The 17,123-nt window shown below is 73.7% G+C and carries 14 protein-coding genes; 6 read left to right on the forward strand and 8 right to left on the reverse strand.

Annotated features, from left to right (window positions below; translation table 11 throughout):
• The first annotated feature begins 65 nt into the window (after window positions 1-65).
• The 4 genes from ACPC54_RS25450 to ACPC54_RS25465 all read left to right on the forward strand — a co-directional run bounded on the left by ACPC54_RS25450 (window position 66) and on the right by ACPC54_RS25465 (window position 5,388).
• Complete coding sequence (locus tag ACPC54_RS25450) at window positions 66-2,147, forward strand: alpha-galactosidase (protein WP_498967956.1); 2,082 nt, start codon at window positions 66-68, stop codon at window positions 2,145-2,147.
• A gap of 162 nt (window positions 2,148-2,309) precedes the next feature.
• The gene (locus ACPC54_RS25455) at window positions 2,310-2,864 is read left to right on the forward strand and encodes a TetR/AcrR family transcriptional regulator (protein ID WP_498967986.1); all 555 of its coding nucleotides are present in this window, start codon (window positions 2,310-2,312) and stop codon (window positions 2,862-2,864) included.
• A gap of 283 nt (window positions 2,865-3,147) precedes the next feature.
• Window positions 3,148-4,179 carry an agmatine deiminase family protein gene (locus ACPC54_RS25460; protein ID WP_498967957.1) on the forward strand — a complete coding sequence of 344 codons (1,032 nt, stop codon included), beginning with the start codon at window positions 3,148-3,150 and terminating at the stop codon, window positions 4,177-4,179.
• 42 nt (window positions 4,180-4,221) lie between these two features.
• Complete coding sequence (locus tag ACPC54_RS25465) at window positions 4,222-5,388, forward strand: agmatine deiminase family protein (protein ID WP_498967959.1); 1,167 nt, start codon at window positions 4,222-4,224, stop codon at window positions 5,386-5,388.
• Between the two features lie 79 nt (window positions 5,389-5,467).
• Here the strand turns inward: ACPC54_RS25465 and ACPC54_RS25470 are convergent, their stop codons facing one another.
• From ACPC54_RS25470 to ACPC54_RS25505, 8 genes are all read right to left on the reverse strand, one after another.
• Entirely contained in the window at window positions 5,468-6,664 is a 1,197-nt protein-coding gene (locus ACPC54_RS25470) for an agmatine deiminase family protein (RefSeq protein WP_498967960.1), read from the reverse strand.
• Between the two features lie 320 nt (window positions 6,665-6,984).
• Window positions 6,985-7,782 (reverse strand): ABC transporter ATP-binding protein, encoded by a 798-nt coding sequence (locus ACPC54_RS25475; protein ID WP_498967961.1) that lies wholly within the window; start codon window positions 7,780-7,782, stop codon window positions 6,985-6,987.
• The gene (locus tag ACPC54_RS25480) at window positions 7,775-8,752 is read right to left on the reverse strand and encodes an ABC transporter ATP-binding protein (RefSeq protein WP_498967963.1); all 978 of its coding nucleotides are present in this window, start codon (window positions 8,750-8,752) and stop codon (window positions 7,775-7,777) included. Before ACPC54_RS25480 ends, ACPC54_RS25475 begins: the two co-directional genes overlap by 8 nt.
• Window positions 8,749-9,621: an ABC transporter permease gene (locus tag ACPC54_RS25485; protein ID WP_498967965.1), complete on the reverse strand. Its 873-nt coding sequence runs from the start codon at window positions 9,619-9,621 to the stop codon at window positions 8,749-8,751. The genes ACPC54_RS25480 and ACPC54_RS25485 overlap by 4 nt, the downstream gene beginning before the upstream one ends.
• Window positions 9,618-10,577, reverse strand: coding sequence for an ABC transporter permease (locus ACPC54_RS25490; RefSeq protein WP_498967967.1), 960 nt, complete (start codon window positions 10,575-10,577; stop codon window positions 9,618-9,620). The genes ACPC54_RS25485 and ACPC54_RS25490 overlap by 4 nt, the downstream gene beginning before the upstream one ends.
• Entirely contained in the window at window positions 10,574-12,223 is a 1,650-nt protein-coding gene (locus tag ACPC54_RS25495; protein WP_498967969.1) for an ABC transporter substrate-binding protein, read from the reverse strand. Before ACPC54_RS25495 ends, ACPC54_RS25490 begins: the two co-directional genes overlap by 4 nt.
• 98 nt (window positions 12,224-12,321) lie before the next feature.
• Window positions 12,322-13,326: an agmatine deiminase family protein gene (locus ACPC54_RS25500; protein WP_498967970.1), complete on the reverse strand. Its 1,005-nt coding sequence runs from the start codon at window positions 13,324-13,326 to the stop codon at window positions 12,322-12,324.
• A 143-nt stretch (window positions 13,327-13,469) separates the two neighbouring features.
• Window positions 13,470-14,663, reverse strand: a complete 1,194-nt coding sequence (locus ACPC54_RS25505; RefSeq protein WP_498967971.1) for an agmatine deiminase family protein — start codon at window positions 14,661-14,663, stop codon at window positions 13,470-13,472.
• Between the two features lie 158 nt (window positions 14,664-14,821).
• Between ACPC54_RS25505 and ACPC54_RS25510 the strand changes: the two genes are divergently transcribed.
• On the forward strand, window positions 14,822-15,439 hold the full coding sequence (locus ACPC54_RS25510) for a TetR/AcrR family transcriptional regulator (protein ID WP_498967973.1): 618 nt from the start codon (window positions 14,822-14,824) through the stop codon (window positions 15,437-15,439).
• 340 nt (window positions 15,440-15,779) lie between these two features.
• Window positions 15,780-16,970 (forward strand): agmatine deiminase family protein, encoded by a 1,191-nt coding sequence (locus tag ACPC54_RS25515; protein ID WP_498967975.1) that lies wholly within the window; start codon window positions 15,780-15,782, stop codon window positions 16,968-16,970.
• Window positions 16,971-17,123: the final 153 nt, after the last annotated feature.

Consider the following 17,123-nt stretch of genomic DNA (forward strand, 5'->3'; position numbering starts at 1 on the left):
ATGTGGCCCGCCCCCACGCGCCAGGTGACACGGCTTCACTCCCCCACACCCCCGCAGGAGCACCCGTGCGCCTCCTTCCCCGCCGCCTCGCGGCACCCCTGCTCGCGCTGGCACTCGCCACCACGGGCCTGGGCGCCCTCAGCCTCGGCACGGCCGCCCCGGCCGCCGCCCTGGGCAACGGCAACGCCCTCACCCCGCCCATGGGGTGGAACTCCTGGAACTCCCTCGGCACCGAGGTCACCGAGGACCAGGTCGTCCATACCATCGACTTCATGGCCGCCAACGGCCTGGTGGCGGCCGGCTACAACACCGTCACCGTCGACGACGGCTGGTCGCTCTGGCACCGCGACGGCCAGAGCACCGACTTCGTCCGGACGCCGTCCGGCTCGATGCAGCTCTACGACGCCGCCGGGCAGCCCGTCGCCGGCACCGACGGCACCGGCACCGACCCCACCTCCGGCCACCTGATCCCGCGCCCGGACCACTTCCCCGCCCGGACCGTCGACGGACGGACCGTCAACGGCATCCAGTACCTGACCTGGTACGCCCACAGCAAGGGCATGAAGTTCGGCCTCTACGCCACCGACACCTACGAGACCTGCCAGATGCACCCCGGCAGCCTCGGCCACGAAGCCACCGACGCGAGCGACTTCGTCTCCTGGGGCGTCGACTTCGTCAAGTACGACGACTGCCCGTACGGGCCGCCGGTCATCGGCCCGGACGGCCACGACTACTACACCCAGGGCGAGGGCAAGGAGCTCACCCGCTCGATCTACGCCCGCGTGCAGACCTTCCAGCAGGCCCTCGACGCCGCCTCGGCCGCCCAGGGCCGCCCGAAGGTCACCCTCAGCGTCTCCGCCCAGCCCGCCCACACCGGCGTGCCGTACCTGCTCGACCCGGCCGACCCGGCCCGCACCGACCCGGTCGTCCGGGCCGCCGGGACGGCGCCGTTCAGCGCGCCCGGCTACGCGCCGACCGGCGTCTGGTGCGGGCAGGTCGCCAACCTCTGCCGGATCGGCGGGGACCGCGACAGCGAGCTCGACGGCGTGCTGTGGAACGGGCAGCTGGGCACCGCGCTGCAGTACCCCGGCAACGTCCGGCCGGGCAGCTGGAACGACCTCGACATGATGTTCACCGGCTGGAACGACGTGTTCGGCCTCTACGGCACCACCGACACCTGCACCTGCCACAAGCCGTTCACCGACGACGAGTCGCGCACCGAGACCTCCGTCCTGTCGATGCTCGCCGCGCCGCTGATCTCCGGCGCCGACCTGCGCACCGCCGCGCAGTCGCAGCACAGCGACGGCGGCTACACCTGGTCCACCGGGATCGGCGCGTCGAGCCTGGCGGTGCTCAAGAACACCGACGTCATCGCCGTCGACCAGGACGCGCTCGCCAGGCCCGCGACCCTGGTCGGTGCCAAGCCGGCGAGCGCCACCGCGCCGGTCGTGCTGAAGCGGCAGCTGGCCAACGGGGACACCGCCGTGCTGCTGGTCAACCAGGACCCGGCCAACTGGCAGACGATCGGCGCCGGCCTCGGCGCGCTCGGGCTGACCGGCGGGTACACCTCCAAGGAGCTGTGGACCGGCGCGACCGGCACGGTCGCCGCCGGGGGCACGGTCGGCGGCACCTGGGTGGCGCCGCACGGCGTCCAGATGTTCCGGCTGACGCCGCAGGCCGCCACCGTCCCGGCGACGGTCGTGAACGACGGCCGGTACCACGCGCTGAGCGCGGGCGGCACCGGCGGCCTGGTGCTGGAGGTCTCCGGCACCTGCAGCTCGCCGCTCACCTCCGCCGCCGACGTGAACACCTGGTGGCCCACCCACACCTCCGAGCAGTGGACCTTCACCGGCAACCCGGACGGCACCGTGCGGATCAGCGACAACTGCGACACCGCCACCCACGTCCACACCGTCCTGGCGGCGGGCACGGCCGCGGGCAACAGCGCCTACCTGCTGAACTACTCACCGGGCAACCGGTGGCAGGAATGGCGGGTGGCGCAGAACACCGCGACCGGCGCCCTGACCATCACCAACGTCGCCACCGGCCTCGCCCTCGGCGCGAGCGGCGGCCAGCCGGGCTCGACCGTGACGACGGACACCGCGAACGCCGCGGCCGCGGGCCAGAGCTGGAGCACGGTCTCGTAGGACCCTCCCGAGCTGTGCGATCCGGCGGGCCCACCGATGTGACGGCGGGCCCGCCGGCCGGGTGTCGCGATGCTGCCGCTGACCGATCCTTCAGGCGGCCGCGCCGCGCTCCCGCCGCGCCCCGGTAGGGTGTGGATCGTGGCCAGTCGAAAAGCGTCGATCATGGAAGCAGCCGCGCGGGTGATCGCGCGGCGAGGGGTGCGCGGACTGCGGGTGGAGGAACTCGCGGCCGAGGCGGGCGTGTCCACCGCGCTGATCTACTACCACTTCAAGGACCGCACCGGGATCCTCCGGCAGACGCTGGAGTTCATCAACGACCGGGCGGAGCGCTACACGACCGAGCGCGCGGCCGACGCACCACCGCTGACGGCCCGTGAGGAGCTGGAGCAGACACTGCTGCTGGAGCTCCAGGACACCGTCGAGGTGCGGGAGAACAGCACCGCCTGGGGCGAGCTGCGGGCGAGCGCGGTGTTCGACGAGACGCTGCGCGAGGACCTGGCCCGGGCCACCCGGGTCTGGGTGCAGGAGATCGCCGAGCTGCTGGGCGTGGTGCGGCCGATGGCCTCCGCCGTGGCGCTGGCCGGGGCGGCGGAGCGGCTGACCGCGCTGCTGGAGGGACTGAGCACCCGCTGGCTCAGCGGCAGCCTTCCGCTGGCGCACGCGCGGACGCTGCTGGCCGACGCGATCGACGCCGAGGTGGTCCGGCTCGGCTCCTGATCGGGGCGGGGCGAGGCGAGGGGATTCGCGCGCGGGAGCGTCGCATTCGGTGGGGGTTCCGTTCCCGGTCCGTCACGACACGCGCGCGAGTTTGACTGATTTTTCAGTCAGTGCGAGCCTGAACCCGCAGGCAGGGCACTTCCACCGGTCCGTTCCCCTGGTGCGCCGGTGCGTCGCGTGGTGCGCCGGTGCGTCGCGTGGTGCGCCGGTGCGTCGCGGCGCGAAGAGTGGACCCGGCGGCCGCACGCCCTCCCCGGCACCGTCGCACGATCTGGAGACCCTCATGACCCGCTACCACGACGACCACCGGCCGTACCCCTGGGTGCCCGCGGACGACGTCCCGCACGCGCGGACCTGGATGTCCTGGCCCTCCCGCCGGGGCGTCTGGGGACTGCGCCTCGGCGGCGTCCAGGAGGACATCGCCCTGATCGCGCGCACGATCGCCGAGTTCGAGCCGGTCGTCCTGTGCGCCCCCGACGACTGGAGCGCCGACAAGGCCCGGCCCCGGTGCGGCTCCGGCGTCGAGGTGATCACCGCGATCCCCACCGACGACCTGTGGATGCGCGACATCGCGCCGGTCTTCCGCCGGGACGGCTACGGCGGCCTGGACGCCGTCGTCCTCAACTTCAACGGCTGGGGCAACAAGCAGGTCCACCACGACGACGCCCGGGTCGCCGAGCTCGTCGCCGCCCGCCGGGGCCTGCGCCACAGCTACGCGGACTTCGTCGGCGAGGGCGGCGCGATCGAGACCGACGGCGACGGCACGGTGATGGCCACCGAGAGCAGCCTGGTCAACAAGAACCGCAACCGCGGCATGAGCCGGGACGAGATCGAGGACGCCGTGCTGGAGGCCTACGGCGCGGACACCATGATCTGGCTGCCGGGCATCAAGGGCCAGGACATCACCGACGACCACGTGGACGTCACCTCCCGGTTCGTCCGCCCCGGCGTGGTGATGGTGCAGCTGCCGCCCGCGGACCGGAACGACGCCTGGGCGCGCGACGCCCGCGAGCAGTTCGCGATCCTCTCCGCCGCCACCGACGCCCGCGGCCGCCGCCTCCAGGTGATCCCGGTGCACGGCCCGGACACCGTCCGCTCGCGCAGCTCGAAGTTCGTCGACTCCTACCTCAACTTCCACCTCGTCAACGGCGGCGTCATCACCGCCCAGTTCGGCGACGCGTACAAGGACGCCGCCGCCCGGGAGACGCTGGCCGCGGCCTTCCCCGGGCGCGAGGTCGTACAGCTGGACGTCGACCGCCTGATGGCCGGCGGCGGCGGCATCCACTGCTCCACCATGCACGAGCCCCTGCCGTAAGCCCCGAGCCCCCACCACCCTCACGACGTTCGGAGTTCCCGCATGACCAAGGCCCTGTCCCGCCGCTCCCTGATCCGCTCCTTCGCCGGGGCGGGCGCCGCCGCCGGTGTCGGTGCGCTCGCTCTTGGCCTCACCGCCTGCGACCCCAACGGCGTCGAGGACGTCGACGGCGCCGTGCCGCCGCAGCCGGGCGGCACCCCCGGCCCGCGCCGCTTCGGCGCCGAGTGGGAGAAGCACCTGCGCACGGTGATGTCCTGGCCCGCCTCCGAGAACGTCTGGGGCGACCAGCTCCCGGACGTCCGCCGGGACGTCGCCGGGCTGGCCCAGGCCATCTCGGCCCGCGAACCGGTCGTGCTGATGGCCCGCCCCGAGCAGGTGGAGGCGGCGAGGAAGGCGTGCGGCTCCGCCGTCGAGGTGGTGCCGATCGCCGTCGACGACCTGTGGGCCCGGGACACCCTGCCGGTGTTCGTCGAGGAGGACGGCAAGGTCAAGGGCGTCGACTTCAACTTCAACGGCTGGGGCGGGAAGCAGCAGCGCGGCAACGACTCCAAGGTCGCCCGCACGGTGCTGGCGAAGTACGGCGTGGAGCGGATCGAGACCCGGCTGGTCGCCGAGGGCGGCTCCTTCGAGACCGACGGCCAGGGCACCCTGATGGTGACCGAGAGCTCCGTCGTCAACGACAACCGCAACCCGGGCATGAGCCGGGACCAGGTCGGGGCGGAGCTGAGGAAGGTCCTCGGCGTGACCAAGGTGATCTGGCTGGCCGGCGTGAAGGGCAAGGACATCACCGATGCCCACGTCGACTGCCTGGCCCGCTTCGCCGCCCCGGGCGTGGTCCTGCTCGACCAGGCCTTCCCCGGCACCCCGCCGGACGTCTGGTCCCGCTCGGCCGATCAGGCCCGGTCCGTGCTGAAGGACGCGACCGACGCCACCGGCAGGAAGCTGCAGGTGGTGGAGCTCCAGCAGCCCGACCCGGACAGGATCACTGGGCGCGGCGACGCCTTCGTCTCCTCGTACATGAACTTCTACGTCGGCTCGAAGGGCGTCTACCTGCCGAAGTTCGGCGACGCCAGGGCCGACGACCGGGCCCAGCAGGTGCTGAAGCAGTACTTCCCGGGCCGGGAGATCGTCCCGGTGAAGATCGACGCGATCGCCGCGGGCGGCGGCGGCATCCACTGCGCCACCCACGACGTCCCCGCCCTCGGCTGAGCCACCGGCCGGCCCACGACCGGCCCACGACCGGCCGACGCCGGAGACCGTCCGGCGGCCGGCCTCCGGCGGGGCCCGCTCACGACGGGCCGGCGCCGGGCGCGGCGGGCTGCTGCTGGGTGGCGCAGTGGATGCCGCCGCCGCCCGCGGCGATGTGGTTGATGGTGACCTGGGTGACCTTGCGGCCGGCGTGCAGATCCCCGATGACGCCGACCGCGTGGTCGTCGGCGGCCTGGTCGCCGAAGCGCGGGACGATGACGCCGCCGTTGCAGACGTAGTAGTTGAGGTAGGTGGCGAGGAAGTTCTTCCCGCTGCCCTCGATCAGCTGGAAGTCGGGCTCGGGCAGGTCGACCACCTTCAGCGAGCGGCCCTTGGCGTCCGTCGCCGACTGCAGCACCTGCACCGCCTGGGCGGAGGCGGTGGTCCAGACGTCCGGCGGGGTGTCGGCGGCCGGGCGGTGCAGCAGGACGGTGCCGGGCTCGGCGAAGCGGGCGAGGGCGTCGATGTGGCAGTCGGTGATGTCCTGCCCGGCGACGCCCTTGAACCAGATCACCTTCTGCACGCCGAGCAGGTCCTTGAAGCCCGCCTCGATCTGGTCGCGGGACTTGCCGGGGTTGCGGTTGTCGTTGACCCAGGAGCTCTCGGTGGCCATCAGGGTGCCCTCGCCGTCCACCTCGATGCCGCCGCCCTCACCGGTGATCGGCGCCTGGAGGCGGGTGAGGCCGTAGTGGGCGAGGAGGTTGCGGGCGACCTGCGCGTCGTTGTCGTGGGTCTGCTTGTTGCCCCAGCCGTTGAAGTCGAAGTCGACCCCGGCCAGGCCCTGCGGGCCGGTGACGAAGGTCGGGCCGGTGTCCCGGGCCCACAGGTCGTCGACGGCCAGCTCCAGCACCTCGACCGAGGAGCCGCAGGCCTGCCGGGCCTGCCCGGCCTGGTCGGGGCGGGCCAGCAGGACGACCGGCTCGAAGCCGGCGATGGCCTGGGCCAGCGCCGCGATGTCCTGGCGCACGCCGGGCAGTTGGTCGCCCCACACCTCCTCCAGCGCCGGCCAGGCCATGAACGTGCGGGTGTGCGTGGCGGACTCGGCCGGCATCGCCCACCCACCGGTACCGCCGGACGGCGCCGGGCCGCCGGACGGGGCCGCGCCCGAGGCCGTCCCGCTCGGGCCGGGCTGCGCCTGCGCTCCGCTGTCGGAGGAGGAGCAGCCGGCCAGGGCCAGGGCGGCGAGCGCGGCCCCGGACTGCAGGAGGGCGCGGCGGGACGGCCGGGGGTCAGCCATGGGAGCCTCGTTCCGGTAGGTGTCAGGGTTCGGCTCCGCAGGCTACTGACAGGAAGGTCAGGACCCGGCGCGGCACGCATCGGCCGTCCGGGGGAATCCGGTCACGGGGCGTCGGCGGCGGCGAAGCGCCAGTGGCGGCGGGGGGATCGGTGCGCGGCCCGTACGGTCGCGGGGGTGTCGTCGGTGGTGACCTGCACGGTCGTCCTTCCTGCGGCGGGCGGCGCCGGGCGGGCAGGTGCGCTGCCGGCCCGGCGCCGTCCGCCGGTGGTACTCGTTCGCCCCGGCCCGGCCGGCGGTGGGCCTGCCGGGCCGGGGCCTTCCTACAGTGCGCGGCGTGCGGCGGCGATCCGGTCGGGATCCCAGCCGGGCCGGGGGACGGACTCCAGCAGCAGCCTGGTGTAGGCGTGCCGCGGGGAGTCCAGGACGTCGGCGGTGGGGCCGGATTCGACGATCCGCCCGTGCCGCATCACGACGACCTCGTCGGTGACGCAGCGGACGACGCCCAGGTCGTGGGTGATGAACAGGTAGCCGACGCCGGTCCGTTCGCGGATGTCGGCGAGCAGGTTGAGAACCTGTGCCTGGACGGAGACGTCCAGCGCGGCGACCGCCTCGTCCAGCACCAGCACGGCCGGCTGGACGGCCAGCGCGCGGGCGATGGCGACGCGTTGGCGCTGGCCGCCGGAGAGCTGCCGGGGCAGCGCGTCGGCCGCCCGGGTGCCGAGGCCGACCTGGTCGAGGAGTTCGCGGATCCGGGCGGCGTGGTCGGTGCCGGGGAAGTGCAGCCGCAGGGTCTCCCGCAGCACGGCCTCGACGCTGGTGCGCGGGTCCAGCGAGAGGTACGGGTCCTGGAAGACCATCTGCACCTCGCGGGCCCGGGCCAGCCGTTCGGCCCTCCCCCGGGCCCGGCCGGTGCGGGCCCGGCCGCCGACCAGCACCTCGCCCGCGTCGCCCCGGTCGAGGCCGACGACGATCCGGGCGGTGGTGGTCTTGCCGGAGCCGGACTCCCCGACGATGCCGAGCGAGCCGCCGGCCGGGAGGGTGAACGACACCTCGTCCACGGCCCGTACGGTGCCGAAGGTGCGGCACAGGTTCCTGACGTCGAGGACGGGCTCAGTCATCGGCGCGGCTCCCTTCGAGCGGGTGGTGGCAGGCGACCGGGTGCGCCGTGGGGGTCTGCTCGCGGCACGGTTCGGTCGCGTACCGGCAGCGGGAGGCGAACGCGCAGCCGGTCAACTCCTGCCGCAGGTCCGGCGGTTGGCCGTCGATGGCGGCGAGCCGGCCGGGCCGGGCGTCCAGCCGGGGGGTGGCGGCGAGCAGGGCGGCGGTGTACGGGTGGCGGGGCCGCTCGAACAGCTCCCCGGCGGGGCCGCTCTCGACGATCCGCCCGGCGTACATCACGTGGACCCGGTCGCTGATGGCGGCGGCGAGCCCGAGGTCGTGGGTGACGAACAGCAGGCCGGTGCCGAAGCGTTCGCGCAGCCGGCCGAGGAGGGCGACGACCTCGGCCTGGCTGGTGACGTCGAGCGCGGTGGTCGGTTCGTCCGCGAGCAGCAGGGCCGGGTCGCCCATCAGCGCGGCCGCGATCATGACGCGTTGCAGCATGCCGCCGGAGAGCTGCCCGGGGTGGCGGCGCAGCAGGTCGGGGCCGAGGCCCACGGCGTCGAGCAGTTCGACCGCGCGCCGCTCGGCCTCGGCCGCGCCCGTGCGGCCGCCGAACCGGACGCCCTCGGTGAGGAAGTCGCCGATGCGGCGCAGCGGGTTGATGGCCGCCCGGGGGTCCTGGAAGATCATCGCGGCCCGGCCGGTGCGCAGGGCGCGCAGCCGGTCGGGGCCCATGGTCAGGACGTCCTCGCCGTCGACCAGCACGCTGCCCTCGACGGTGGCGCCGGGCGGCAGCAGGCCCAGGGCGGTGCGGGAGGTGAGGGTCTTGCCGGAGCCGGACTCGCCGACCAGGGCGACGGTCTCGCGGGGGGCGACGATGAGGTCGACGCCGTCGAGGACGGGCCGGGCGGTGCCGGGCAGCCGGAGCCGCAGGCCCCGGACGTCGAGGGCGTTCGCCCGCTCTTCGGTGCGGTCCGCAGGGTTCACGGGGTCCTCCGGGCGACGCGGTCGGCCCAGCGCTCGCCGACGACGTTGAAGGCGACGACGGTGAGCACGATGAGGGCGCAGGGCAGGATCGCGGAGAGCGGATAGCCGTGCTGGATCGCGGTCTGGCCGTCGAAGACCATCCGCCCCCAGTCCGGGGTGAGCGCGGGGACGCCGAGTCCGAGGAAGGACAGGCCGGCCAGGTCCATGAGGGCGTATCCGAAGTTGACGGTGGACTGGGCGAGGACGATCGGGGCGATGTTGGGCAGCACGTGCCGCAGGCAGATCTGGGTCGCGGAGTGGCCCTGGACCAGGTACGCGCTGACGTAGGGGCGCGTGCGTTCGGCCAGCACCAGCGCGCGGGTCAGCCGCGAGACGTACGGCAGGTAGGCGATCGCGAGGGCGAGGACGGGGGCCATCAGGCCCTCGCCCTGGACCGAGACGATCAGGATGGCGAGCAGCATGCCGGGGAAGGCGAAGACCAGCTCGGTGCTACGGGACAGGACGGAGTCGAGCCAGCCGCCGCGCCAGCCCGCGACCAGGCCGACCAGCACGCCCGCGAGGGTGGAGAAGAACACCACGCCGAGCGGGCCGAGCAGTGAGGTGCGGGCGCCGGTCAGCAGCCGGGAGAGGGTGTCGCGGCCGGCCGCGTCGACGCCGAGCGGGTGGTCCGCCGAGGGGCCGGCGAGGGCGTTGCCGAGGTCGACGGCGTTCGGGTCGTCCGGCGCCACCCAGGGGGCGAGCAGGGCGGCGAGGACGACCAGGGCGACGAAGCCGAGGCAGGCGAGGTGGAGCGGGCTGCCGGCGGCCCTGAGCCGGCCGAGGCCGGGCCGCCGGGTGAGGCGGGGCCGTTCGGTGAGCAGGGTACTCATGCGCCGGACCTCCCGGTGCCGAGGGCGACGCGGGGGTCGACCAGTGGGTGGAGCAGGTCGACGACCAGGTTCACGGTCATGAACAGGACGACGATGAGCAGGGAGACGGCCTGGACGGTCGGGAAGTCCTTGGTGGTGGTGGACAGTTCGAGGAGCTGCCCGATACCGCCGATGCTGAAGGCGGACTCCACCAGGATCGTGCAGACCAGCAGGGTGGAGACGATCAGGCCTCCGGTGGTCAGCACGGTGCCCAGTGAGTTGCGGAACACGTGGCGGCGGATCACCTCGCGCTCGGGCACGCCGCGGCTGCGGGCGACGGCGACGTGCTCGCCGTCCAGCGCCTCCAGCATCGCCGAGCGGGTGACCCGGGCGAGCATCCCGATCAGGTACAGGGCGAGTGCGATCGCCGGCAGGGTGAGGTGCCACAACAGGTCGAGGAAGCCGTCGCCGGTGCCGCTGGTCGGGAACCAGCCCAGGCCGACCGCGAACAGGCCCTGCAGCAGGACCGCCGCGACGAAGGACGGGGTGCCGACCGCGAGCGTGGTGGAGAGCAGGATCGCGGTGTCGGTCACGCCGCCGCGCACCGCGCCGATCCAGCCGAGGGCCAGGCCGAGGACGGCGACCACGAGCAGGGCCATGGCCACCAGCGTCAGGGTGGCGGGCAGCCGGTCTGCGAGCAGCGTGGAGACGTCGGTGCGGTAGGTGATGGAGCGTCCGAAGTCGCCCTGGAGCACCTGGCCGAGCCAGCGGAAGTACCGGACCAGGAAGGGGTCGTCGAGGTGGTACTGGTCGTTGATCGCCTGCAGGGCGGCCGGCGAGGCCGACCGGCCGGACAGCAGGAAGCTCGCCGGGCTCCCCGGCGCGAGGTACATCGCGCCGAAGACCACGAAGGACGCGCCGAGCAGGGTGGCGGCCATCTCGGCCAGCCGCCGGACGGCGAATCTCAGGAAGTTCACCGGGCGGCCCCCACGGCGGCGGCCCACGGCTGGTACATGTACGAGATGGTGGTGGGGGCGCCGGTGACGCGCTTGTCGAGGAAGACGGCGGTGGGCCACTCGGCGACCGGGAGCCACAGCAGCTGTTCGGAGGCGGTCTGCTGGAGCTTGGCCTCGATCGCGCCGCGCCTGGCCGGGTCGTACTCGGCGGTGGCCTGGTCGACGAGCTCGTCGTAGGCCTTGTCGCTGTAGCCGGCGAAGTTCTGGTAGGCGCCGGTGCGGAAGTTGACCAGCAGGTCGAGCGGGTCGGTGACCGAGTCGTAGTAGGTCTCGGGGAACATGTCGATGCCTTCGCGCGCCTTGGCGTCGGTGAACAGCGCGGTGAAGGCGTTCGGGGCGATCGTCTTCAGCTGGACGTTCAGGCCGATCTTCGCTCCGGCGGCCTGGACGGCGGTGGCGAGCAGCGAGACGTCCTGGCCGATGGTGCTGGTGGCGACGGTGATCGTCTTCCCCTCGGCGCCGGCCTCCTTGATCAGGGCCTTGGCCCGGTCGAGGTCGGGGGCGGTCGGGGTGAGGTGTTCGAAGGCCGTCCTGCGGACGTCGTCGGGGGCGCCGGCCCAGGCGGCCCGGGTGGTGAGCGAGCCGGTGACGCTGCCGGCTCCGGCGAGGCCGGTCCGGACGAAGCCGGAGCGGTCCAGCGCCAGGGACAGCGCCTGCCGGACCCGCAGGTCGCCGAGCGCGCCCTGCATGCTGGTGACGTTGAGGTTGACGGTGCTCAGGCCCTCGCCGAAGTAGAGCGTGCCGGCGCCGCTCTTACGCAGCCGGTCGTAGCTCTCGGTGGGGATCAGGTAGCCGCCGTCGACGTCGCCGGTGAGCATCGCGTTGGTGCGGGCGGACGGGTCGGTGAGGAAGCGGAAGACGGCCTTCTTCGACTTGGCCCTGGTGCCCCAGTAGTCGTCGAAGCGGTCGAGCTCGATCGACTGGCCCTTGGCCCAACTGCCCAGCTTGAAGGGGCCGGTGCAGTCCAGGCTGCCGGCGGTGCCGTAGTCCTTGCCGGCCGCCTCCACCCCGGCCTTGGCGGCGACCACGCCGGCGGCGGTGGCCATGTACTGGGGGAACTGGGAGTCGGGCTGCTTGAGCTTGACGGTGACCTGGAGCGGGCCGGTCCTGGTGATGCTGTCGACGTTCTGGAACACCTGGGCCCAGGCCGCCGCGTTGGCCGGGTCGGTCTGCCGGCCGAGGCTGAAGACGACGTCGTCGGCGGTCATCACCGAGCCGTCGTGGAAGTGCACGCCGGAGCGCAGGTCGTAGACCCAGGTGGTCGGGTCCGGGTTGGCGGCCTTCTCGGCCAGGCCGGGGGCCAGGGTGAGCTGCGGGGTCCAGCGCATCAGGCTCTCGCACACGTTGGAGAGCACGGTGTTCTGCGGGTAGTCGAAGGCCTGGATGTAGTCGAGGGTCGGTGGTTCGGCGTAGGTGGCCCAGGTGAAGGAGTCGAGCTCGCCCTTGGCCGCCGGGGTGTCGGCGGAGAGCTGGACGGTCGACTCGTCGGAGCCGGTGCGCGGCGGGCCGGAGCAGGCGGCGACCAGGGCCGCGGCCGAGAGCACGGCGGTGCCGAGCAGCAGGCGGCCGCGGGTGGGGGTGCGTCCGGCGGGCGCGGTGGGAGGCATGAGGGGACTTCTCCGTTCGCTGGCGGGGGTCGGGCGGCGGGGTCGGGCGCCGCGCGCCGAGGATCGGGCGCGGCACGCCGGGGGCCGGGCGCGGGCGTTCAGGCCCGGGCGGCCGGGACCTGCTGGGTGATGCAGTGGACGCCGCCGCCGCCGTAGGCGATCACCCGGGCGCGCACGCCGACGACCTTCCGGTCCGGGCAGGCCGCGGCCAGGACGGCCAGCGCCCCCGCGTCCTCGGGGTGGTCGGCGACCGGCACGACGACCCCGCCGTTGGCCAGGTAGAAGTTCAGGTACGCCACCTCGACCTCGCGGCCGTCGACCTCGACGAACGCGGCCTGCGGAAGCTCGACGATCTCGAAGGGCCGGCCCTGGGCGTCGGTGGAGTGCTCCAGGACGGCGCGGTTGGCCCGCATCCGCACGTAGTCCGGGTGCTCCGGGTCGGCGGGGAACTGCAGCACGACCTTGCCGGGGGCGACGAAGGCGCAGACGCCGTCCACGTGCCCGTCGGTCTCGGTGTCCAGCGCGCCGCCGTACGGCAGCCAGATCACCTTGGTGACGCCGAGGCGCGTCCTCAGCTCGGCCTCGATGTCCTCCCGGGTCAGGTCCGGATTGCGGTTGGGGTGCAGCAGGCACTGCTCGGTGGTGATCAGCGTGCCCTCGCCGTCGACGGTGATCGCACCGCCTTCGAGGATCATCTCGGAGCGGATCGCCGGGGTGCCGAGGTGCTCCAGCAGCAGGGCGCTGATCCGGTCGTCGGCGTCCCAGGGGTGGTGCTTGCGGCCCCAGGCGTTGAAGCGGAAGTCCACGCCGGCCCGGTGGCCCTCCGCGTCCAGGACGAAGACCGGCGCGGAGTCGCGGAACCAGGAGTCGTCGGTGGGCAGTTCCACGACGGCGACGCCCTCACCGCACCGGGCGCGCGCGGCCTCGGCGTGGCCGGGCGGCGCCACCATGGTGACCGGCTCGAACGCGGCGATGGCGCGGGCGACCGCCGCGTACTCGTCCTGCACCTCGTCGAGGGTGTCGCCCCACAGGTCCGGGCGGACGGGCCAGGCCATCAGGCAGCCCTCGTGCTCGGTCCACTCCGCGGGCATGCGGTACGTCACGGGAAACCTCTTCTGTTCGGGCCCGGCCGGCCCGGCGCTCGGGGTGCGCCGGGCCGGCCGGAGCGGGAGGGGGTGGGGTGGGATGCGGTGCGGTGGGCCCCGGCGGCCCGTCCCCGTGGGGATCCGGACGGGCCGGCGGGGGGTCAGTAGGCCGGCGGGACGGCCGGCTGCGCCTGGGTGGCGCAGTGGATGCCGCCGCCCCCGGAGGCGATGTTGTCGATGTCGAGCTGGACGACGTCGCGGCCGGGGAACTCGGCCCGCAGGATCGAGTACGCCAGCGCGTCGGCGTAGCCGTCGCCGAACTGGGGCACGAACACCGCGCCGTTGGCGACGTAGAAGTTGGTGTAGCTGGACAGGAAGTCCTTGCCGCGGCCGCGGATCCGCGCCCGGTCGGGGCCGGGGAGCTCCACCACGGTCAGCGGGCGGCCTTGGGCGTCGGTGGCGGTCCCCAGGACCTGCTTGGCCTGCTCGTAGACGTCGGCCCAGATCCGGTCGGTGCCGGGGCCGGGCTGGTCGAGGAGGACCCGGCCGGGTGTGCTGAAGCGCGCCAGGCAGTCGATGTGATCGTCGGTGATGTCCTGGCCCGCCAGCCCGGCCAGCCAGATCACCTTGTCCATCCCGAGCGTCGACCTGAGGGCCTGCTCGACCTGGTCCTGGGACATCCCGGGGTTGCGGTTGTCGTTGACCAGCGAGCTGACGGTGGCCAGCAGGGTGCCCTGGCCGTCCGTCTCCAGGGCGCCGCCCTCGCCGACGAAGGGGGCCTGGACGCGGTCGACGCCGTAGCCGGCGAGGAGGGTGGCCGCGACCGCGGCGTCCTCGGTGTAGCGCTGGTAGTAGGGGGTGCCGCTCTTGCCCCAGCCGTTGAAGTTGGTGTCGACACCGGCGATGGCGCCGGGGGCGGTCAGGAAGGTCGGGCCGAAGTCGCGGATCCACAGGTCGTCGTTGGAGATCTCCAGGACGGTGACGGGGTAGTAGGCGCCGCGGCCGCAGTAGTAGCGCGCGTCGGCGGCCTGGCCGGGGCGGGCGACCACGACGACCGGCTCGTAGCGGGAGATCTCGTGGGCGACCCGCGCGATGTCGTCGCGGACCGCCGAGAGCTGGGTCCGCCAGATCGAGGACAGGGCCGGCCAGGCCATGAAGGTGCGGTCGTGCCGGTCGCTCTCGGCGGGCATCCGCAGCCTCGCGGTGGCGGCGGGTGCGACCGGGTCGGCCGGGTCGGCGCTGTCCGCGGTCGCGGCCCGGGCGCTCGCCGGGAGGGCGGTACCGAGGGCGATCAGCGGGACGGCGGCGGCGCCGAGGCGGAGCAGGCCGCGTCGGGAGGGTCTGGGGGTGTGCATGGCGCTCCCTGACTGAGGTGGGAGGTGTGGGGGTTGCCCCGCATCCTCCACCGTACTGAAAATTCAGTCAAGACTTGGCGGCGAAGCCGGGGAAACTGCCTGAAAAGATCATCAGGAATCCCTCTGACCAGTCAGGGAGCCCGGTAGAGTGGGCGATCATGTCGGACCGTCGGACGGAAATACTCAAAGCCGCGACCCGGGTCATCGCCCGCCGGGGCGTACGCGGGCTGCGCGTGGGCGAGCTGGCCACCGAGGCCGGGGTGTCCACCTCGCTGATCTACTACCACTTCACCGACCGCGCCGGGATCCTGCGCGAGACGCTGGGCTTCATCAGCGACCGCGCCGACCACTACACCGCCGACGACGAGCCCGCGCCCCGGACCGAGGACCCCCGGGCCGACCTCGAACGGATCCTGCTCCGGGAGCTCCAGGACAGCACCGAGGTGCGGGAGAACAGCACCGCCTGGGGCGAGTTGCGGGCCAGCGCCGTCTTCGAGCCGAGCCTGCGCACGGACCTGGCCCGGACCACCCACACCTGGGTGCACGACATCGCCGAACTCCTCGCCCGGGCCGACCCGGCCGGCACCGCGCCCGCGCACGCGGCCTCCGCCGAGCGGCTCACCACCCTCGTCGAAGGCCTCAGCGTGCGCTGGCTGAGCGGATCGCTGCCGCTCGACCACGCCCGCCGGCTGCTGCGCAGCGCCGTCGACACCGAGCTGCCGCACCACCACCCGCCGGTCGCCGGGGCCCGGCAGGGCCGGTCACGTCGATCCTGACCCTACCTCTAAACTTCGCGATGCCGTTTGCGCCGTACGCGCCGTGGCCGCCCGGGGACCTCGTACCGATCCCGCCCCCTCCCGGTCCGCCGAGAGAGGCCCCCGCATGTCCGCCGACCGACCGCCCCTCGCCCTCCAGCCGCTCTTCCAGGACCTGACCGGGGCCGCGGATGCGGCGGCCCGGTCGTTTCGGGGTGGTTGGGGTGCCTTCACCGTAGAGCTTGACTGATTTTTCAGTCAATGCGAGAGTGCAGGTCCGGCACCGCCGGACGACCGCGCCCGCGGAGCCCCGCCCTCCCCCGCCGGACCGGATCCACCCCCAGCCCCACCGGAGTTCAGCGTGTCCCAGTCCCCCCTCGCCCGCCGCACCGTGCTGCGCTCCCTCGCCGGAGCCGGTGTGATCGCCCTCGGCGCGAGCGCCTGCGCCGCGGCCGGCGACGACCCGGCCGACCCCACGACCCCGCCCACAGCCCCCGGCTCCGGCGCCGCCGGACAGCCGTCCGCCGACCCGCCCGCGCGGCCCGCCGGCGCACGCCGGCTCGGCGGCGAGTGGGAGAAGCACGAGCGGACCTTCATGGCCTGGCCCGCCTCCGAGAACGTCTGGGGCGAGCAGCTCGGGGCCGTCCGCAAGGACATCGCCTCGGTCGCCCGGGCCATCGGCGGGCGCGAGCCGGTGGTCCTGCTGGTCCGCCCGGGCCAGGAGGACTCGGCCCGCGACGCCTGCGGGTCGGACGTCGAGCTGCTCTCCGTCCCGGTGGACGACCTGTGGGCCCGCGACACCGTGCCGGTGTTCGTCGAGGAGGGCGGCAAGGTCAAGGGCGTCGACTTCAACTTCAACGGCTGGGGCGGGAAGCAGCAGCGCGGCAACGACTCCAAGGTCGCCCGCACGGTGCTGGCGAAGTACGGCGTGGAGCGGATCGAGACCCGGCTGGTCGCCGAGGGCGGCTCCTTCGAGACCGACGGCCAGGGCACCCTGATGGTGACCGAGAGCTCCGTCGTCAACGACAACCGCAACCCGGACATGAGCCGGGACCAGGTCGAGGCGGAGCTGAGGAAGGTCCTCGGCGTGACCAAGGTGATCTGGCTGGCCGGCGTGAAGGGCAAGGACATCACCGACGCCCACGTCGACTGCCTCGCCCGCTTCGCCGCCCCCGGCGTCGTCTTCCTGGACCGGGCCTTCCCCGGCACCCCGCCGGACGTCTGGTCCCGCTCCGCCGACCAGGCCCGCGCCGTCCTCGGCGAGGCCACCGACGCGGCCGGCCGCAAGCTCAAGGTGATCGAGATCAGCCAGCCGGACCCGGACCGGATCACCGGCCGCGGCGACGCCTTCGTCTCCTCCTACATGAACTTCTACATCGGCAACAAGGGCGTCTACCTGCCGCTGTTCGGCGACGCCAAGGCCGACGGCCACGCCCAGGAGGTCTTCCGGGACCAGTTCCCCGACCGCGAGATCGTCCCGATCCGGATCGACACCATCGCCTCCGGCGGCGGCGGCATCCACTGCTCCACCCACGACCAGCCGGCCGGCTGAGCCGCGTCCGCCGGGGGCGGCGGCTTCGGGAGCCCGGCGTGGGGGGGGGCGGGGGGGGGGCGCCCCCCCCCGCGCCCCCCCCGGCCGCCGCCCCCCCCCGCGCCCGCCGGCCCCCCCCCAGTAGCCGGCGGGGTGGAGGGGCGTCGGCGCGGG

The organism is Kitasatospora sp. NPDC094028 (genome assembly GCF_049543595.1).
Taxonomy (GTDB): domain Bacteria; phylum Actinomycetota; class Actinomycetes; order Streptomycetales; family Streptomycetaceae; genus Kitasatospora.